This window comes from Sphingobium limneticum (genome assembly GCF_008710155.1).
In the GTDB taxonomy this organism is placed as follows: Bacteria; Pseudomonadota; Alphaproteobacteria; order Sphingomonadales; family Sphingomonadaceae; genus Sphingobium; species Sphingobium limneticum.
Window position 1 is genome coordinate 1 of the sequence record NZ_VYPZ01000031.1, and the last position, 18499, is coordinate 18499.

At 61.4% G+C, this 18499-nt stretch carries 17 protein-coding genes; 10 read left to right on the plus strand and 7 right to left on the minus strand.

Features of this window, described 5'->3' with window-relative positions; genetic code table 11:
* Together F4U94_RS24830 and F4U94_RS20855 are read left to right on the plus strand one after the other, a co-directional pair.
* On the plus strand, nucleotides 1-238 hold a 238-nt coding region (locus tag F4U94_RS24830), incomplete at its 5' end, for a hypothetical protein (protein WP_211363320.1).
* Nucleotides 239-446: 208 nt separating this feature from the next.
* Nucleotides 447-959: a hypothetical protein gene (locus F4U94_RS20855; protein WP_120252517.1), complete on the plus strand. Its 513-nt coding sequence runs from the start codon at nucleotides 447-449 to the stop codon at nucleotides 957-959.
* 686 nt (nucleotides 960-1645) lie between these two features.
* Here the strand turns inward: F4U94_RS20855 and F4U94_RS20865 are convergent.
* From F4U94_RS20865 to F4U94_RS20885, 5 genes are all read right to left on the minus strand, one after another.
* Entirely contained in the window at nucleotides 1646-2932 is a 1287-nt protein-coding gene (locus tag F4U94_RS20865) for an MFS transporter (RefSeq protein ID WP_170271973.1), read from the minus strand.
* A 37-nt stretch (nucleotides 2933-2969) separates the two neighbouring features.
* Complete coding sequence (locus F4U94_RS20870) at nucleotides 2970-3929, minus strand: glycerophosphodiester phosphodiesterase family protein (protein WP_081096414.1); 960 nt, start codon at nucleotides 3927-3929, stop codon at nucleotides 2970-2972.
* 1 nt (nucleotide 3930) lies between these two features.
* A complete protein-coding gene (locus F4U94_RS20875) occupies nucleotides 3931-4791 on the minus strand; it encodes a glycerophosphodiester phosphodiesterase family protein (protein WP_073977048.1) in 861 nt (286 codons plus the stop codon).
* Between the two features lie 14 nt (nucleotides 4792-4805).
* Nucleotides 4806-7481 (minus strand): TonB-dependent receptor, encoded by a 2676-nt coding sequence (locus F4U94_RS20880; protein ID WP_170271974.1) that lies wholly within the window; start codon nucleotides 7479-7481, stop codon nucleotides 4806-4808.
* A gap of 223 nt (nucleotides 7482-7704) precedes the next feature.
* Nucleotides 7705-8823: an ROK family transcriptional regulator gene (locus F4U94_RS20885; RefSeq protein WP_170271975.1), complete on the minus strand. Its 1119-nt coding sequence runs from the start codon at nucleotides 8821-8823 to the stop codon at nucleotides 7705-7707.
* A 363-nt stretch (nucleotides 8824-9186) separates the two neighbouring features.
* Between F4U94_RS20885 and F4U94_RS25625 the strand changes: the two genes are divergently transcribed.
* The 3 genes from F4U94_RS25625 to F4U94_RS20900 all read left to right on the plus strand — a co-directional run bounded on the left by F4U94_RS25625 (nucleotide 9187) and on the right by F4U94_RS20900 (nucleotide 13615).
* Entirely contained in the window at nucleotides 9187-9483 is a 297-nt protein-coding gene (locus F4U94_RS25625; RefSeq protein WP_120252519.1) for a CHC2 zinc finger domain-containing protein, read from the plus strand.
* A gap of 563 nt (nucleotides 9484-10046) precedes the next feature.
* Nucleotides 10047-10553: a hypothetical protein gene (locus tag F4U94_RS20895; RefSeq protein ID WP_145986268.1), complete on the plus strand. Its 507-nt coding sequence runs from the start codon at nucleotides 10047-10049 to the stop codon at nucleotides 10551-10553.
* On the plus strand, nucleotides 10550-13615 hold the full coding sequence (locus F4U94_RS20900) for a relaxase/mobilization nuclease domain-containing protein (protein ID WP_120252521.1): 3066 nt from the start codon (nucleotides 10550-10552) through the stop codon (nucleotides 13613-13615). Before F4U94_RS20895 ends, F4U94_RS20900 begins: the two co-directional genes overlap by 4 nt.
* 46 nt (nucleotides 13616-13661) lie before the next feature.
* Here F4U94_RS20900 and F4U94_RS20905 read toward each other — a convergent pair whose 3' ends face one another.
* Entirely contained in the window at nucleotides 13662-14195 is a 534-nt protein-coding gene (locus tag F4U94_RS20905; protein ID WP_145986269.1) for a hypothetical protein, read from the minus strand.
* Between the two features lie 123 nt (nucleotides 14196-14318).
* Nucleotides 14319-14609: a hypothetical protein gene (locus F4U94_RS20910; RefSeq protein ID WP_120252523.1), complete on the minus strand. Its 291-nt coding sequence runs from the start codon at nucleotides 14607-14609 to the stop codon at nucleotides 14319-14321.
* 400 nt (nucleotides 14610-15009) lie between these two features.
* On the opposite strand from F4U94_RS20910, the gene F4U94_RS20915 reads away from it, so the two are divergent.
* From F4U94_RS20915 to F4U94_RS20935, 5 genes are all read left to right on the plus strand, one after another.
* Entirely contained in the window at nucleotides 15010-15768 is a 759-nt protein-coding gene (locus F4U94_RS20915; protein ID WP_170271976.1) for a hypothetical protein, read from the plus strand.
* 98 nt (nucleotides 15769-15866) lie between these two features.
* On the plus strand, nucleotides 15867-16484 hold the full coding sequence (locus tag F4U94_RS20920; RefSeq protein WP_145986270.1) for a hypothetical protein: 618 nt from the start codon (nucleotides 15867-15869) through the stop codon (nucleotides 16482-16484).
* A gap of 98 nt (nucleotides 16485-16582) precedes the next feature.
* The gene (locus F4U94_RS20925) at nucleotides 16583-17119 is read left to right on the plus strand and encodes a hypothetical protein (RefSeq protein ID WP_120252526.1); all 537 of its coding nucleotides are present in this window, start codon (nucleotides 16583-16585) and stop codon (nucleotides 17117-17119) included.
* A gap of 85 nt (nucleotides 17120-17204) precedes the next feature.
* The gene (locus tag F4U94_RS20930) at nucleotides 17205-17927 is read left to right on the plus strand and encodes a MobA/MobL family protein (protein ID WP_150412195.1); all 723 of its coding nucleotides are present in this window, start codon (nucleotides 17205-17207) and stop codon (nucleotides 17925-17927) included.
* A gap of 23 nt (nucleotides 17928-17950) precedes the next feature.
* On the plus strand, nucleotides 17951-18490 hold the full coding sequence (locus tag F4U94_RS20935) for a HipA domain-containing protein (protein ID WP_269462551.1): 540 nt from the start codon (nucleotides 17951-17953) through the stop codon (nucleotides 18488-18490).
* The last annotated feature ends 9 nt before the right edge of the window (nucleotides 18491-18499 follow it).

The window sequence follows — 18499 nt, forward strand, 5'->3', positions numbered from 1 at the left end:
CGTCGTAATTGTCGCTCGACGGTTGCTCCTCGCAACAGCAAATGGTAGCCAGAATTCACCAACCGGCGCGGCCACCTATCGGCCATCAAAATTGACGCCGACCGGACTCCGTAATCGTCGCGCTACAAACGGCGATGTAATGCCAGAGCTGTATTCGAAGAGCCTAGCGAAAGCGTTGCAATTCGCGACCGTTGAGGAACATCGCGCCTGGTGCATCGACCAGGAATATGGTCAGTAGCTCCACGCTTATTGCCGCCATCATTCCACGCTTCAGTGGCGTAAATGTCGGCGTGCCGATCAGTGCCCCTCACGAACTGAGGTGGCTGCAATTGGTGAGGTCATGCCGCTTGGCGATGCGGCATGGCAAGGGCGGTCGGCAGACCGCGTCCCGGAAGGGGAATCTCCGAGTGTCCTCAGGGTTTTTGAGGAAAATTTAGGAGACTGAAATGACGCATCAATGCAATCTGGAAACCGTCAACCGTTTCGCCATCGCAGCTGCCAAGCTGCTTCGTCATGAGCTTGATCAAGAATTCGCAGCGGATGGCTGCTCGGTCATCGTCATTGCGGGACCGGCTTTGGACAAGAACCTGCTTGATAAGTGGACGATAGAAGCGGGTGAACAGCAGATGGACATCGTCTATCTAGCGTTTGAAGCGGGCCGCGAACATCTCGGACCGACGAGCGCGAGCATCTTCGCTGAACGCTCAGGCGTCGTTTTTCGCTTTACCGACTGCGCCCTCTGGTCGCCCAAAGACGATGGACCGCTGCTTATCATGCCTTTCGGCCTCAACGTCTGCTTTGGTCATGATGACCGGGCACTGGTCTCTTTCCCGTCGCGCCCCAATGGTTCCCTCCGCAGCGGCGTCGCCCGCGCTCGCTTGCGATTGCGCCTCGCGGCCAATGCCGTGCCAAGCGAGCATCTTCGTCACGTTCAAACCGCTTGGCCGCTCGCCGCCTGACAACAACGGCGGCTTCCCGGATAGACCGGGGAGCCGCCCCATCTCGCAGAAACGCGACTCAGTCGATTTTATTTTCGTTGGTCGTTTGCCCTAGCATACCCCTTTTGCTGCCGAGCGGCTTAAAAGTCGATTGCGAGAAATAGTTAACAGGGCCAGGTTCCGGTGTAATCTTTCAATCCACTATTCTGGGCGCCATGGTTAACAAGCCGCCGTTTGTCCCACTTATCAGCTTTCGACAACAATTTCCCGTCGCCTGAATGCTGATGTCCCAATATGCCCGGGTCTGGGACAAAACCGCCGTTTCAGCGCGCATCCGTGGGTGTCAGGTTTCGGATAAACCGGCCGTTCGCGAACCGTAGGAGATCGGGCAGGGAACGAGCAAGGCTGGCCGATTCCAGAATGGCTGCTTGACGGCAGTCGACTCTGGGAAGCTGCCATACCCCAAGCAAGAAAGCCGGTCGGAAGGATGTCCGACAACATAGCAAGATCACGGATACGCTCCATGGCGCGGTCGCGATCGGGGAATTCGAGCAGATTGAAGTCGGTATGGGGCACTAGGCAATATTTGGCTTGGCCACCGATCGAGCCGCCCGTGTCGACATGGCCATAGGCGCCGCCGGCTCGCGACGGATTGCATCCTCTTGGTGCAATCCTGTTTGGCCGGAGACATTGAACGTTGTCACCGATCAGATCCGCGGCATAATGCCGAGCCGTCCGCCGCTTCGGATCGGGGTCGACAGGACCATGACGGCCAGGCACATTGCCACGGCGGCCGCTGGAATGCCCGCCATGGCGAGGACAAGCCCCGTGCCGTCAACGCGATAGTCCACCAGAAAAAGCCACGCCGCGACCGTCAAGCTGGCGACCGCCAGCCCGAATTTCGAAATCGCCGTCAACAGCGCAAATGCGGAGGCGGGCGCGGTCGGACGCTCGGCGGAAACCCGATCCGCGAAGCTCGCCCACAAAAGCGTGGCAATGCCTCCATTGGCCGCGCCGAACAGGAATGCGAAGGCCGCCTGCGCATAATAGCCGGCGGTCTCGGCAAGCGTGAAGGCGATCGCCCCGGCGCCCAGAAGGACGAACGCCACGCAGAGCGTACGGAGGTGGCCCATCCGACGCAATGCGATCAGCCAGAATGGCTGCGCCACGGTAAGGCCGACTGAGACGGCGATGATGATCGTCCCTCCCTGGCCCTGCCAGCGATAGGCGACATAATAGGGTTCGAGCTTGCCGAACACCGATGTCGCTATCGATACCAGAAACATCAGCAGGAGCAGCGGGATCAGGCCGATGCCGGTGCCCGAAGCGGACGATGCGGCGGGAACCGCGCAGTCGGCGCCAGGACGTGGCCGCAGTCGCGTCAGATACCAGGCCGAGCCGATGGCGACCACGGACATCCCCAGCGTCACTAGCGCAAAACGGCCGCTTCCGTTCTGACTCCCGCCGCTGACCAGCCAGGCGAGCGCGGTGGCGACCGCGATGGAGGCCATACCACTACAGGACAGCCGCAATGCAGCCAGCCGCGCGCGCTCCCTGGCATTGCGCGTGGCGAGACCCAGCGTGGCGTTCTGTGGAATGTCATAGAGCGCATAGGCAATACGAAAGAGGGTCGCGAGCAGCACCGCCCAGATCAGCCGCCATGCCTCGGGCAGCAGATCCGCGGCGAAGAGAGGCGTTATCACCGCCGCGCTCGCGCAAGCCCCGATGAACTGCAACCGGCAGGCGCGGGCAAGTGTGAACGAGGCGCCGCGCAATTTCCAGCCGATGGCGAGGTCGATCAGCGCGCTCAGCACCAGTCCACCGGCCAGCAGGCCCCCCATCCATGCGGCGGGCAGCCCTGCGCGCTCGGTCAGGAAGAAGGCGAAGACCAGCTCGCTTGAATACCAGAAAAGGCTCTTTCCGAAATGCGCCACGCCATAGGGCCACAGCGCCGCCTGGCTTTCGGTAAGCGCTTCCCGATGCAAAACTTTCAAATTCCGGCGCACGCGGGCTCGCTAGCGCCGATATGCGTCAGCGATGTGACGCCTCGCCTGAATGCTGGCGCGCGATAAATTCCTTGAGCATTTCCGGTGCGTCGGTCTGGATCATCGAGAAACCATCGCTGAGCAGGCGGCCCCAGATGCGGTCCGGATCGCTCATGGCTTGGGCATCGCCATCGCCCAACGTGTTCGTCCAGAGCCTTACGCCCGCCTTGCGTGCCTCGTTTCGCAGCGCCGCAAGGGAAACGCCGTCGAGCCGGGGCGTGCCGAAGGCAACGGGACGGCGGCCGCCCGCAAGCTGTTGCCGGGCGAGCGCCACCATCTCGGACGGAGTTCCGCTGACTTTCGACAATATGGGCATGAACGGCACGCGATCATAAGGGGAGATGGCCGCCAGCGGCGGGGAGCCTGACCCGGCCCTCGTTTTCAGGATGGCATCGTTCGCCGCGCCCAGGCGCAAAGCTTCGTCGATCGCTTCGCCATAGATCGCTTCCTGTATATCCAGGTTGAACAGGATGCGGCCCTGTCCATGGGACAACATGTCGGCAAGGGTCGGCACCTGCTGGGCGGTCACCGCCGCAGCCGCGCCGCCCATGCCGTCGCGCAGGTGCAATCGCCTGATCTCGGCAAGCGTCATGTCAGCGACCTTGCCGGTGCCGTCCGTGGTCCGGTCGACCGTCGCATCGTGCATGATGACGAGATAGCCGTCGCGGGTGCGACGGACATCGGTTTCCATGACGTCGATTCCCATGGCGATGCAATGGTCGAGCGCAAGCAGAGAATTTTCCGGCGCGCCCGGCAATCCATGCTTCACGCCTGAGCGATGGCAGCCGCGATGGGCAACTACCATGGCGCCGCTTTCAGCGTTCGCCAGCCGTTGCCGGGGACTTTGCGCAAGCGCGCGGTCTGCCGCGCCCGTCCCGATGCAGAGCGATGTGACAAGGGCAATGGCCCATAGCCGGCGGGAAGTGGTGGCGATCGGTCCAGTCATATTAACGGATCATCCTGTGACGGCCAAGTTCGGTCATGCGCTCGATAAGGTCTTTTGGCCGGTCGGTCTGGATGATGCTGACTCCGCTGTTGATGAAAGCATCATAGCTTGCACCGCGATCCGCCGCCGCCGCGCGATCGGGACCGCCAATGACGTTGACCATGCCTCTCACCCCACGCCGATCCAGCCCTTCAATCAACTCGCGCGAAAGATAGGCCGGTGTCAGGTGAACGAAATGCGGGCTGGCCTGCTTCAGATAATAATCCAGTTCTTCGCGAGACTGGGCCAGCCGCACTGTTTCGCCGCCACGCCATTGCGCCTGCATATTATCAAGCCACGGCGCATCGTCGGCATAGAAAAGGGCATGGCGGATGCCCGCCTGCCGCAGAATCGCCGCCACCTCAGGAGCGCGATCGACCTTGAGGTGAAGATCGACCACGATCTTGTCCCGCGCGATCCGCAGCACGGATTTCAGCGTCGGCACCCGATAGGCCGTCGGCTTGCCATCGGGACCGAGCAGGCGCAACCGTTCGATTTCCGCGAACGTCATGCTTTCCACTTCGCCGTGGCCGTTCGTCGTCCGGTCAATCTTCGGATCATGCATCAGAATGGCGACATTGTCCCGGGTAAAGCGGACATCAATCTCGACAATGTCGACGCCAAGTTCAATCGCGCGGCGAATGGCGGCGGCCGAGTTTTCCGGCACCTCTACATGGGCGCCGCGGTGCGCGACAACGAAGGATCGGGCGCCGGGCGGAGCCATCAGTGCTGTCCAGATGTCATCCGAGCGATGGGCCAGCGCGGGCTGGCCGATCGACAGGGCGGCGGCAATGACGGATACCGCGAAAAGGGATTTGCGCATATCTTGTGCTTTCGTCAGAATTTGTAGGATGCGCCGGCGAAGAATGACCGGCCATTGTCGATCACATCGCGGGTCACGGCACCGCCGGGGCCGAAATAGCGTGTGGGACGATCGTTTCCGACATTCTTCGCGGTGACCATGAATGTGAGATTCTTCCTCACGCGATAGGAAGCCTGGAGGTCCACGATGTTCGCAGCGCCTAGATAACGGTCGTTGGCGGCAAAGTCCGTGCCGACCACCGCAAGCTGACGGCCGGTGTAGTTATAGGCCGCCTTCGCGCTGAACCGGCCAATGCTGTAGAACAGGCTGGCGTTGAACACGGTATCGGCCTGCTCCAGCAGGGAATTAAGCTGGCGATAGGTGCCGTTGTTCATGAGAATGCTGGTGGGATTGGTCTTGAGCAGCGTGACGTTGGTCGAGAAACCCAGCCCCCTGAGCGGCGAAGACAGCGAGCCGAGGCTCGACACCACGAGGCCCAGTTCCAGTCCTTCCACACGCGCCTTGTCGAGGTTACGCGCCTGGCTCACGGTAACAAGGGTGGGAACGCCGCCGATGTCGAGCGTATCTTCCGACACAGACCGGAAGATTTCATTGGCGATATCCTTTCGAAACAGCGCGGCCGAGAAGATGCTGTCGCTGGCGAAATACCATTCGAACGAAAGATCATAATTGTCGGCCAGACGGGCCTTGAGATCGGCATTGCCCCTGGCGACCGACAAGCCCATCGGCGTGCGGGTGATCGTAGCGGGCGTAGCGAGGTCATCATAATTGGGACGCCCGATGGCGCGTGCATAGGCCGCCCTGAGCTTCACATTGCCGGTAACGTCATAGCTGGCGTTGAACGACGGCAGCAGATTGCCATAGCTGCTGCTGCGCTGGGCCAGAGCATATTGCGCGGGTGTGGTGTAAGCCGATCGCGTATAGGATGAACTTTTGAAATCGGTCAGTTCATAGCGCAAGCCGGCGGTCATGCGCAGCCGGTCGCCCCGCCATGTCGTCATGAAATAACCGGAATAGACGTTCTCCTTCACGCCGTAATTACCGCTGATATTGTTGTCCGCCGTGGCAGCGAGCAGGGCGTAATTCCCCTTGTTGGCCTGAAAATAGGCTTCCGCAGCGTTCTGATCGACCAGCATCATCGTATAGGCCGGATCGATAAAGGGCGAGAAGCTGTTGCCGCGGATCTGCGTGCTCAATAGCGGCGCAAGCGCCGTGGAGACCGGCTGATAATAGCTTTCGGTGTGATCGTAATTCCGGTCAAGCAGCCGGAATTGGGTGCCCGCCTTGAAGCCCAGCCCCTGGTCCTGCGCGGACATATTATGTCCGTAGTCCAGGCCCACGGTCGTCGCCTTTTCAATGTTGCGATTCAGGCCATAGCCGTAAAGCGTCTGCCGATAGCGGGACGGGTCGGTCGCGGCAGCATTGCGCGGCGCCAATATCGGAAAATCCGATTGGTTGTAGCTATAGTCATAGCCGAACAGGCTCGAGGCGCTGCCGCCTGTGTAGATGCTTTCCACATTGGCGCTGCTGAACCTTCCCACGCCATAACTGGCGCGAAAATTGATCTCGTCGCGCTCGGTCGGCTGGAGATCGAGCGTGCCGGTGACATAGCGGATCTGGCGTCGCTGGAAATATCTGTCATATTGCACCGTGCCGGTGCCGGACTGGGCCGTGCCGCTCGTTGCTGTCACATTCGTAAGATTGCCCGATGCCGCCAGGACATTGTCGTTGCGGTCCTCGTCATTCTTGTGCGTGAACTGAGCTGCCGAGATGGTGGCGGCAATGCCGTTGTGGTTGTTGAATTCCAGCTTCCCGAACAAGCCGAGGCGGTCGCGCAGATTGTCGTAGACATAATAGTCGCGCCGCAACGGTCCGGCATTGGCGCTGGCGATGCTGGGCGAATTGAGCGCGAGGCGCGCGCCAGCGGCATCATAATAGCCGTAGGAGGCAGCGGTCGGATCCGTCGACGAAGAGTCTCGGCGGAAATAACTGCCCCCGACGACCAGGCCGAACTGGTCTTCATTGCCGAAGCGGGTGGTTAGCAATGCATCGATTTTGCCGGACGGCGTGCGGTTGCTGTAACGGCGACCATTTTGATAATCGCCATAATCCACCCGGATCGAACCGAACAGGCGATCATGATCGAAGGCGCTGGGCGTGCGATAGTTGATCTGGCCACCGATGGCATTGCCGTCCATGTCGGGTGTCAACGATTTGGTAACCGTGATCTGGCTGGCAATGGTGGAGGGCAGCACGTCAAGCGACACGCTGCGGCGTCCCACCTCGGTCGAAGGCAGGGCAATACCATCACGGACGACGAGCGTATAGGCCGAGTTAAGCCCTCGAATGCCGACGAACTGATCTTCGCCCCGCTGATTGTTCTGAACCAGAGAGATGCCGGGGATGCGCCGCATGGCTTCGCCGAAACCGAAATCGGGCAGCGAGCCGACCTCGGACGCGGACACGACGTCCGCGATCCGCGGATTGGCGCGTTTGGCCTGAATGGCGGCACGATTCACATAGCGTTCGCCCGTGACGACGATATCGCCGTCATTCCCCTTCGCCTCCACATTATCCGGCAATCCGGTCTCACCCGGCTGAGGTGTGACCTGAGCCTGTGCAGCCGAAGCCGTAGCGATGGCGATCAGGCCCGCAGCCCAATAGTTTCGCCTGTTTGATCCCTGTTTCATCTGGAGAAGCCCCTGCATCTTTGTCCTGTTGGCAGCGGCATATCCACACCCAAAGTGTAGAATATATGACATTTCCACACATTTGGTGTGATAAAGAAAAACTCTATTTTAATATAATGAAATCAAACAATATTTTATATAGAGATGAAGGCCTACCATTGTTTGGCGCGGGCGCTCCTTAGCATTGCGAGCCGAATCAAGCCGCAGTATTGAAGCAGTGATGTCAAAAAAATACAGCTTGGAACGGGAGCATCGCTGCCCCGACAGCGACTGGATCGCACGGGGATGCGGCGAACCGAAGCGGTGGAGATGGACGGCGAAAGCCTCGCCGTTCTGCGGGATAGAAGTGCAACCGCTCGATCAACGCGCTGGCCAACACTTCTGGTAGTCGTCCGCCAAGGATAATCATGCCCGGGTCCACCGCAGACCCGATGCCGTTGACGATCAGGGTGAGCGAGCGTTCCGCTTCCTGGAGCCAGGTCGAGACCCCAGCCCATGATGGATCGAAAGCGTCCAGAAACGCCTGCAAGGTCGGATAGGATATTCCCGCCTCGGCCTTGACGATCTGCATCAATTTGCCCAGCGATGGGGAGACATAATCGGGCGGCAGCATGCCACCGAATTCACCGGCGTTGCCGCTGACGCCGCGAACCGCTCCCCCATTGCGGATCAGACCTCCGCCGAAGCCGGCAGCAAAGTGCAAATAGGCAAAGTCATCGACTTCACGACCATAGCCGAGCAAGGATTCTCCCACTGCGGCGGCCGTACCATCATTTTCCACCCACACAGGGATACCGAGCGCATCCTTGAACACGCGGCCTATTTCGACGAATGCCCAATCATCCAGGGCGGGCGGATTGACCTGACTGCCGTCAAAGACGAAATAGCCCGTAATCCCGATTCCCAACCCGGCCAGCGCAGTCAGCGCATGCCCTTGTTCAGCCAAACTGGCAATGAAGCTGCTGGCCATTTCCAGCACATCGCAAGGACTTGGAGATTCAACGCCGATCGCGCTCTCGCAGATCACCTCACCGCACAGGTTTATGGCGACCAGCTTCACACCATCCGCCATGATCGACAAGCCAAGCGAGAATGCGGCATCCGGATTGAGGTTGATGATCGGGCTGGGCTGGCCCCGACCGTTGCGGACAATCTCGCCGATCCTGATGAGGTCGCGTTTTGCAAGGCGGTCGATGATACGCGACACTGATTGTTGCGTGAAGGATGATGCTTTCGTCAATTCAGCGCGTGTTGCACCTATATGACGTTGAATGAGGCTCATTACCAATCGGTCACCGGATGTTTCCAGACCCTGCATCATATCTCCGGTTTCGTCCCGCATTCCGTCCCGTGCCCTTTGCATATTACGTTAATCGATGCCAAATGATTGTCGGACGCTGCAAAGGCCGATCGTCCGGCCCTCGTACCAACACCATCATTCAGAAGAGCTAATTGCCAGAGCTGCTGGTCGGGGCCAACTGGAATGACCTGTTCCGGCGTAAGCTGACCTTCCTGCATCGGCATCCGAACGGCAAGAGTTGGTCGCGAGCTGACGCCGGTCGAACGTCAGCCAGCCTTTTATTGGGTAAGGGAGGTCAGAAAGCCGCCTTGTCGATGTTGCAAGAGCGGAGATACCTGTGGGTTTTGATGCAGGCACCGTTCCTACTTAGTTGACGCACGAGCGGGCAACGACGATCGTACATAGATGCTAAGCACTCATCCAAACGCCGAAACACTGCGGGACCGCATCTCGATTGCCGCTCTCATTGGTGAAACGGTCCACCTTGTACGCTCTGGCGACGAACTTCGTGGTCAATGCACGGCTCATCAGGACCGCGAGCGAGGCCTGCTCGTCAACGATGCAAGGGGACTGTACCACTGCTTTGCCTGCGGTCGGCAAGGAGATGTGGTGCAGTGGACCCGGGAGAGCGCTCGATGCGACGAGGAGGCGGCGATAGCGATCCTTGGCCGACGCGCCGAAGTTGATAATCCGGACAACTGACCCCGCTCAAGCAGGCAAAGCGATCATTTGCGTCCTGTGCCGTCGCGGGCTCGATGGTTTGCGCGACCGGCCGATTCTAATCGCGTAGCCATTGCCATGGTATGAGTTCGTCCCGTTTGGCAGTGGACCAATTGCATTCATGAACGTGTGCCTTGCATCGACGTGGGTCGAGAACTGCGATGCCTAAGCACCGTAGGTAAGCGCCGTTGGTGACGTCGTACGCAACCGGAGATGCGTCGATCGGACTTGCTGGAGTCTTCCCGATAAATCGGCTTCATGCCCGGATCATGCGCACCTGCAAAATCCGGCATTATCCGGATGAATCGCCTTCATCCCTCATTGGCAGATTTCCGCAGAATCGGGACGCCGTTTCACGACACCCTATTGGCAGGTCATGAAGTATGTGAGACCATAAGAATAAGTAAGTAAGCGAGTAATGTCGTGTCCACCAAATATGCCCCTGTCTCTGTCGCTTTGCTCTGTCGCCAGGGGCGGTGGAACGACATAACTCGTCAGGTGGGGCGCTGCCCCTCCCGAACCCTCCCCGTGCGAAAGCGCCCGGCATGAGCGCCCCCGATGATGAGGACGGCAACCGTGCCGCCGGTGCCCGTCCTCGCCGCGAGGATCTTCGCCTCAGGCTCTCGCCAGACGATATGGCAGTGTTCGATGTGGCCATTGCGGAAAAAGGGTTCGCGGGTCCCCATGCCCGGCAGGACTGGTTGCGCGCCCAGATCGCCGGCATGGCCGAGCAGCCGAAACGGCGTCGGGGCAAGGCACCTGCGGCCCATCAGCGAATGCCCATGCCGATGCCGGGCGGACAGGAAGCGCTCGCTCTTCTTGGCAATGTCGGGGCAGACCTTCGCGATATGCGGCGAGACCTGCGGCGCCTGATGGACTGGATCGACCGGATCGATCCGGTCTTCATCGCCGACGAGCATCGCGACCGTGTCCGCCATGAACTTCCTCTTGCTGCGGAAAAGGTCCTCACCAGCCTAGGTCGCATCGACGCACGGATCGGCTCTCGCCTCGACGACGCGATCGAGGCGGTTCACAAGGCGGTGCGGCCATGATCATCAAGGTCGTCCGGGGCAGCTATTTCGGCGGCGTGGTCGATTATGTGACCCGGCGAGGCAAATATGCAGGCAGGGACGATGCGCGGGTTCTGAAATCGCAGGGGCTTTTCAGCTACCGCACCTTCGCCGCTCAACTGGCGTACGATGCCGCGCGGGATCCCCGGCGCACCAGACCCGTCGTGCATCTCATCGCGCGTGCTGAACGATCTTTGACCGACGCACAATATCAGGAATTGGGCGACCGTATGTTGAAGGTCGCTGGTCTGGAGGGACGCGCCCACGTCGAGGTGGTGCATGATGAGCCGGATGACAGTGAGGAAGGCGGCCATCTGCACATTGTGGCGTGCGAAGTGGACGATGAGGGCAAGGCTCCGCCACGCAAATTCTGGGACAGGAACAGTAGGCGGGAGGTGACGGCGGAAGAAGCGCGCACCCTGCCCAAGGGAACTGCCGCGAGCCGCGCCTGGGACAGCCATCTGGCCTGGAGGTTGACCGGGCTCGCTCGGGACGTCGAAGCGGAATGGGGGCTGCGGCAGCTCAGTTCGAAGAGGTCGACGAAGAGGCCGGATGAGCCGGAGATCAGCCGAGCCCAGCAGGAACATCTGGCGCGAACGGGCATGACCCCGCTGCAGGATCGGCTGTATCATGAGGTCCGTACTGCATTGGCTCTGTCGACATGGGACGAACGCGCCGCTGCGCTCGCTGTCCATGCGCTCGTCCTGCGCCCCTATGAGGCGAAGGGACGAGTGCGTGGCCTGATGGTGCAGAGCATCAACAGCCGCAAGGACGCCGTGAAGGTGTCGGCATTTGACATGGGCGGCATGCCAAAGCTGGATGCCAGTGCGGACATGCCATTCCTTTCCTGGCATCCTGAATATCGGGCGGCGATCAATCTGCGCAAGACCAAGGTGGAAGCGCGCAACGACCATTGGCGTGCAACGCAGCGCCAGTTTCGCCTGCAACTTCAGGATTGGGAGGCCATTCAGAAACGCCGGGATGCTGCCTATCGTCGGCATAAGCGGGATCGGGCAGCGATCATGGATCGGTTCGATAAGCGACTGGCGGACGAACCTCGGAAAGCATTCCACCGCCAGATCCGGGCCGAGCGGTCTGACGAACTGGCACAGGTCAAGGCAAGCCGCGACTTTGCGCTGATGGAGGCGGGAGCGAAGACACCGCGTCCGACCTTCGCCGATTTCGTGGCGCAGCGCGCCGCTCAGGGCGATGCCGCTGCGGCAGAGGTTCACAAGGACCTGCTGGGCAAGGTGTCGGAGACCCGGCGCGAGGCGCTCGATCAGCACAAGGCCCGGATTGCGAAACTGGCGGAAGCGGCCCGTGCCCTTCGTGCCGATGCTGTACGGCTGCATGAACAGCTTGCCCGGCTCACGGCTGGACTGCGCGACAGGATTGAACCCGCCCGGACGCAGGCCGCCCGGATCAAGGCGGCGGCGCTAAACCGCAGCCGCATGACAGTGATGAAGCTGGCGAGGAAGGCGCGCCGCCTGGCGGAGCAGATGGTCGAACGGCTGGATAGGGCAGGTCACCGTGTCCATGTCGCAGATGGCCATGTCAGCATCGATCGCTTCAAGCCAGACAGGCAAACACAGGCGCTGATGAATGACCCGGCCCATCTGCCTATTTTCCAGAATGCGGCCGACACGCAGAATTCCACCATAGCCTTGCTGCGTGATGCTGTCGGAGGAGGTGAGGCCCTTGCCGCCAGCAACGGACGGCCAGAGATCGACATCGCAATTCTCAAGACGGACATGCACAAGCATCTGCGCTGGCAGGCCGAGCCGGAGATTCAGGCCATATTGGCCGATCTTCACAAACGACGTGAAGAGAAGACGGCGCAGGCCAGAGCGGAACGGCAAAGTATTCAGGCCAAGGAGAGCCGGGCCATGTCCGAGGCACTTGGCGCGCGACAGCGCGAACGCCAGGCACTGGACGTGCGCGCCGCAGATATTCGCGCCAGGCTTGTCGCAGCGGCAAAAACGCGCCCGGGCGACAGCCGTGCCACAGGCATCTATCTCTCTGCCTGGCAGTCAGCGCTGCAAACCCTTCCGACCGGAAAGGTCTTCGATGCCGATCGTATCCGCGCAATTGAGGTCGGTGCGATCGGCCAGTTGCTGAACGATCAGGCAGGATTTGACGAGCGCGTCATAAAGAAGCTCATCGAAAGGCGCTCTCCGGCAAAGGCGATTGTCGGCACTGACGCTATCAATGCCGAGTCGATCGATGCCCTGTTCGAGGCGGCGCTCGAGCAGCCGGGCGTCCGGCAGAAGGCGGAAGACAATCGCACCCGTGCAGCGGAGTTGCAGGACCGGAACGATGCACTAGGCAGAATGGAGAAGGCAGTTCGGGAAGGAAGTGACAGCGATAGCCTGTGGCTGGACACTTATTATGAGGTCTTGTCCAGACGTCCGGTCGATATCGCCGTCTCGCGCGATGACCGATACGGCGCGATTGATCGCGATGTCTGCGCCACCCTTTTGCGCCGAGGCCTGCCGTGGATCGAAGTCCGTGAATCATTGGCGCGCTTGTCGCCCCTGTCGCCGACCAGCAGCGTAAAAGGCAAGGGAACGAAGGTCGTCGATACGCAAGCTCACCGCCGGTCTTTCCATCATTATGTCGAGGCGACGATTGCAGAGGCGGTCGAGCAGGATGACGAAAGCCATATGACGGTTCCGGATGCGCTGCCGACAGCGCCGCCGAACCTGCCGTCGTCAATCGGCGCGCTGGATTCCCGGCAGGCCGGCATGCTGGACTTTGCGCCACATCCGGGGCCACAGGATATGACGCGCTTCTTCGGCCGCGACGGCCAGCCTGATGGGGCGCTTCGCGACCTGCTGGCCGATGTGCGGGAAAAGCGCACGGATTATGAAATCGGACCGAACGGTCAGCTTACAGCGCCCGGCTGGACAGAGGATGACCAGAAGAACCTTCTGGTCATCCAGCAGCACCTTCATGTTCGCGCCCTCCTGCTTCAGGCGTTTGCGCAAGATCCAGGTCGAGGGGCCAGCGTGCACCGGGCCGGCTCATCGGAACTGGAGCTATGAGGAGGCATGGTGAGGTATGCAGTGCCAGCGCAGCCTTCAGTCCGTCTTACTCGCTGCCTTGCCAGACAGGCTTGCGTGAGCGGGCAGTTCTGATCCCGGCGCTTAACCTTACTGCGGCGAGCAGCATCTGCGCGGAACGATCGGCGCGGCAGAAGCGTAGGGTGGATACCTCCTGGATAAGATCCCGCTCGCGCGCTTTCGCATCCGCCAGACGCTGCTCAAGCCGTTCGATCTCCTCATGCGCCTGATCCCGTTCGACCGCAGTCCGGACATATAGCTCACGCAGGTCCCCAATCTCTTGCCCGGCGATATCGCGCGCGATGGCGTTGGCGACGGTCAAGAGGTGGTCGTTGACCTTATCCAGCATCGCCGCGGCCGCGGGCGGCGTCCTGCTGATCATGGTCGATCCGGAGGTGCCATGACCCGCGCGCCATTCCTCCAACTGCTTGTAAAGACCGCCACCCGGTGAGCGGTCCAGATGCATGGCGATCTGGTAGTTGGTCACTTCGCCGCTATGCCCGGGCCGGCTGGCAATCTCCCTGACGGCGCGGGCGAAATCTTCTTCGCTATGTCTTGTCATCAATGCCTCCTGGCGTGGCAGAGCCTGTCCATCGCTATCGCCGCAATATCGCGACGAGGGGACGGCATTGCCCTTGTTCTGCATTCGTGCTGCGATGGTATCGCGGTTGAACATCGGAGCCTGTCAGGGGGCAGACCAGCCTGCTGGTGGCTGCGTCATATGTCGCAGCAGACGGCGCGTGGCTGTCGCGCAGCCTTGTCCCATAGCCGCGATATCGCCGCGATGGATGAAAGCGATAGCCGTGGAGAGAAGCGTCAGCACGATCGATTCCGTGCGGCGCATCGAACCCGGACCCCCGCGACGACGAGCCGCCCAGGCCGCGACCATGGATCCCACCGCCGCAAGCAGGTCGGCGATCATCGCCAGCTGCGCCGGCCACGTCGATTGTCCATGCTGATCGGGCTTGTCGTCCATAAACGTAATTATAGGCTGCGACAGTGCCGCAGCAAACCGCCTCGAGCGTTTCAGTCTGGTGCAGCATTGGCAGCACTATCGCGGCAATATCGCCGCGATAGCATTTCGCCTCCCCATGATCGGCTCACCATGCAGCCATTGTGGAAAAGGCGGCGAAGAACAGATCGCGCGATATCGCGCTTCTTGCACCCATTTATCTGGCAGGCCGGCTCGGCAGACCGCCCTATGAGAGACCCGTCCATGACGGACTTCCGTGATCGGAGAAGCGTTGGGGAAAAATGGCATGACGCCGCCCCGGCGGCTCCGGTTCGCGACCGCCGTCCGGCGGCGCGTTCCCTTATGGAGAAACGCTATGCGCCAACGGCAGCATCCACCGCTTCAATATCCGCATGAATATGTTGTGACGTTTGACCTGGAGACGGTCGTCGAAAAAGAAATGCCGGACGGCAGCTTCCCGCCCTGGCCCCGGCACAAGCCTGTGGCCGGCACCTTCCTCACCGCCTCCCGGTCCGAAGGGCGCTATGATTTCTCGCTCGATACCTTCATCTGCCATGAAGGGCAGGAGGCGCAGTTCCTGCGCAGCGCTGACGCGCTATTTCCGCCCGGCTCGATGGCCGTGACGCTGAACGGGCGCGGCTTCGATACCCAGGTGCTCAGGTTGCAGGCCCAGCGCCATGCGCTTTACGATCTGCGCAACATCGCCCGTATCGCCGATGCAGGGCGCTATGACATCGCGCATCTCGATTTGCTCGACGCCTATGGCGGGCGGGGATCATCGCTCGCCGAGCTATGCGCTGCGCTGTCTATCCCGGTCAAAACGAGCACGTCGGGCGGCGACGTTGGTGACCTCTGGCGGCGCGGCGATGTGGAAGCCATCGCCAAATATGTGCAGGAGGATGTGCTGGCCAGCTACCTTGTCTATCTGCATGCCATCGCCTGGCGGCAGGGAGACGAGCGGCTGATCGCGCTGCCGCTGGCCGATCTGGCCATTTGGCTGGAAGGCGAGCCCCGGTTGCAGCACTTGCTGCCATTTGCGACCTGCGGACCGGCGCAATGGGCGCGATCCCGTGCGCCATATTTGCGGGCCGAGGCTGCTCTTGCCGACGCGGAACTGCGGTTGCGCAAGGAGCAGGACGAGGCCGCGTTCGCCGCCCGCTAGGCCGGTTTCACCACTTCCACCCAGAACCCATTTGCGCGCGCATCGCTCCGGCTGATTGCCGGAGGCGATGGCGCGCGCCTGCACAACAGGACATGTCCATGACCGAAGAACCCGTTACCTTTGTTTCCCTTGCTGTCGCTACCGTCACGATACCGCCAGCGAACTGCGATACCCCGCCCGGTACACATCTGGTCGGCGCCGGGCTGATGATCGCCACGCGCCATGGCAGCCGCTGGCGCTTCAGCAGCGAAGCGGGCACCATCGCGGCTGGCGAAAAGGAACAAGGCCTGCTCCTCTGGCTCGCCGATCGCTTGCCTATGGCCGATACGCTGATCGGCTGGCAGATCGATCAGCATGTCGTCCCACCCCTGATCGATGCAGCCGCCCATGCGGAGCCGACGATCGCCCATCACTTCATGGTCCGGCTAGCGCGGGTGCTTCGCGGCAATGTCGTGGACCTGTCGGTCGACCGCAGCGCGAAGGCGGAAGATGTGGCCACGGCTTCCAGCATGACGCCGGATACGCTGCTGGGCAACTGGGGAACGGGTCGCCTCGATGCCGTGCGAGCGGACCTGGCGACCGAGGCGATCGGCGCCTGGCTGCATTTTCTGCGGCAGGCGCAGCACGTCGGTGCCGACGCGGAACAGGCCACGCGCGCTTGGATGCACCGCCGCAGCAGCATCCATCTGGTTGAAAGGGCGCCGGGCGCCGCCTGAGCGGAGTCAGGTGAAATCGGGATCCGTGAAAGAGCGGAAAAATGAAGAAAATCCCCGGCCAGCAGGCCGTCAGCACAACATGGCATTGGAGTATTTGAATGACACATCCCTATCTTCGACGCGGTCAGGCCTGGGTGTTCGCGCTGCGGACGCTCATGGGCTATCCGCCCTATGAGCCGGCTCGCCACACCATGTCCCTTTGCACCAGCGGTCCGCGCGATTTTGAGGATGTCGTCCACCTGACCGAGCTTGCAGCCCAGATGCAGAGGGACATCCTGCATCTGACCTTCCAGGAACTGGAGTCCCCGGAGCCCTGCCTGGTGTCGCTGGTCGTGCACCAGCCGCTCTCCATCGAATGGATGCCCGGCTGCCAGCTTTACACCGCAAGCGAGCGGACGCCGGTCGAACTGCTTCAGGGTGGCAGGCGCTGGCGCATCGACGAGCGCAACCAGCTGGTCAGCGACAAACTGCCGCCGCGTCACCTGCTGGCGCGGGGCGAGCAGATGGCATGGGACCGCTGGCGAAAGATGGCTGCGGACATGAATGGCCTCGACTTGGCGGGCAACAGCTTCGTGCCGGCGGGGCAGCCCCTTGCCGACGCCATCCCGGTCGAGGCCATCAGTGTCACCAGCTGAGCCATAATCCTAATCCCTTCCACGTCGTCATGACGCCCGCCAACGCCGCCCCTGTGGGCGGCGTTGGCGTTTCCAGGAGACCCATATGTTCATCACCCAGGATCAACTTCGTCACGCCCGCCGCCAACTGGTAAACCGTCCCCGCAGCATATCCCGGATCGAATGGCCGGATTTCAAAGTTCGGCCGATTAGCGAGGAGTGGCAATATTGCGGGCGTGTCCCGGCCTACAAGTCCGCCGTTGCCAATGTCGCTTATATCTGGCGTCACAGCGACCCTGTCGACCGGTTCGGTCCCATGCCTGCCCGTTTCGCAGAGCGGCGGTTCGAACTCAAGGGTTCGGCTCTGCTGCTGCCGAACAGCGCGCCGCTGTGGGCGGCAAGTGACCCGTACAGGATCTGGGCGGAGGCGGATAGCGTCGCCGTCGCGACGGGCGATCCCACCGCCGTGGCGGCATGGCACGTCATGATGCAAATCCCGCTTGACGTAAAACAGGACAACTGGCGCTGGCTCGCTGAAGGCTTCCTGCGCAGCCAGCTCGTGAACCAGGGCGCTGCCGTCGCCTGGGCGATACATTCAGTCGAAGGCGACAATGGCGAGTGGATCATCAAGCCCCATATCCATGCCATCGTGACCGCGCGCTACTGGCGTCACGACAAGCGTCATGGTCGTCGACATCCCAACTGGATCTGCAGTTGGGCGCAGCAGAAGCGCATGGAATTTGCCTGGCGTCGCCGCTGTTCCTCCATGCGCGATCTCGTGCGCGCGGGATTCTTTGTGAACGGATGCTGGCCGTCGCTGATACGATAACCGGTCCTTAAAGTCCCCTCGGCATAGCATGGCCGCCATGTCGGGGGGCATCCGCCAAATACGACGGAACGATCGAGCGGATGGCGCGCGGCCTACGACCGCTGTCGACCGATCCGGCCAGCGATCTCGATATCCTGTTCCGCCGGGCCGTGTTCGCCTGGCTCATCGCAGATGGCGATATGCATCTCAAGAATCTCGCTGTGCTCAAAGTCGCCGAGGTGGATGCCAAGGCCTTCACGAGCGTGCGCTTCGCACCGCTCTACGACGCCGTCACCACGCGCGTCTTCCCGAGTTTAGGGGGCGATCGCATGGCGCTCAAGCTCAACGGCAAGGATGACCGTCTGACGCGCCAGGACTTCCTCGCGCTCGCGCGGACAATCGGCGTATCCGTCGGAGATGCCGAGACTGCGATTGCGGACCTGATCGCGCGTGTGGCCGACCGGGCGCAGGGGCTTCAGCTACCTGCCTTCGCGGCCGAGGCTGAGGCCGCCAAAACAGCGCAGGACAAGGTGATCGCCTTGGTCAGGGAGCGCTGCGCGGCACTTGCCGCTGAAGGCGACTGAGCGGCGCGA

Excerpts from the sequence above, each read along its gene's own strand:
- F4U94_RS20930 (WP_150412195.1), top strand. The coding sequence starts at position 17,205 with ATGTTCATCACCCAGGATCAACTTCGTCACGCCCGCCGCCAACTGGTA.
- F4U94_RS20875 (WP_073977048.1), bottom strand. The coding sequence starts at position 4,791 with ATGCGCAAATCCCTTTTCGCGGTATCCGTCATTGCCGCCGCCCTGTCG.
- F4U94_RS20885 (WP_170271975.1), bottom strand. The coding sequence starts at position 8,823 with ATGCGGGACGAAACCGGAGATATGATGCAGGGTCTGGAAACATCCGGT.
- F4U94_RS20880 (WP_170271974.1), bottom strand. The coding sequence starts at position 7,481 with ATGAAACAGGGATCAAACAGGCGAAACTATTGGGCTGCGGGCCTGATC.
- F4U94_RS20910 (WP_120252523.1), bottom strand. The coding sequence starts at position 14,609 with ATGGACGACAAGCCCGATCAGCATGGACAATCGACGTGGCCGGCGCAG.
- F4U94_RS20870 (WP_081096414.1), bottom strand. The coding sequence starts at position 3,929 with ATGACTGGACCGATCGCCACCACTTCCCGCCGGCTATGGGCCATTGCC.
- F4U94_RS20905 (WP_145986269.1), bottom strand. The coding sequence starts at position 14,195 with ATGACAAGACATAGCGAAGAAGATTTCGCCCGCGCCGTCAGGGAGATT.
- F4U94_RS20900 (WP_120252521.1), top strand. The coding sequence starts at position 10,550 with ATGATCATCAAGGTCGTCCGGGGCAGCTATTTCGGCGGCGTGGTCGAT.
- F4U94_RS20855 (WP_120252517.1), top strand. The coding sequence starts at position 447 with ATGACGCATCAATGCAATCTGGAAACCGTCAACCGTTTCGCCATCGCA.
- F4U94_RS20895 (WP_145986268.1), top strand. The coding sequence starts at position 10,047 with ATGAGCGCCCCCGATGATGAGGACGGCAACCGTGCCGCCGGTGCCCGT.
- F4U94_RS20925 (WP_120252526.1), top strand. The coding sequence starts at position 16,583 with ATGACACATCCCTATCTTCGACGCGGTCAGGCCTGGGTGTTCGCGCTG.
- F4U94_RS20920 (WP_145986270.1), top strand. The coding sequence starts at position 15,867 with ATGACCGAAGAACCCGTTACCTTTGTTTCCCTTGCTGTCGCTACCGTC.
- F4U94_RS25625 (WP_120252519.1), top strand. The coding sequence starts at position 9,187 with ATGCTAAGCACTCATCCAAACGCCGAAACACTGCGGGACCGCATCTCG.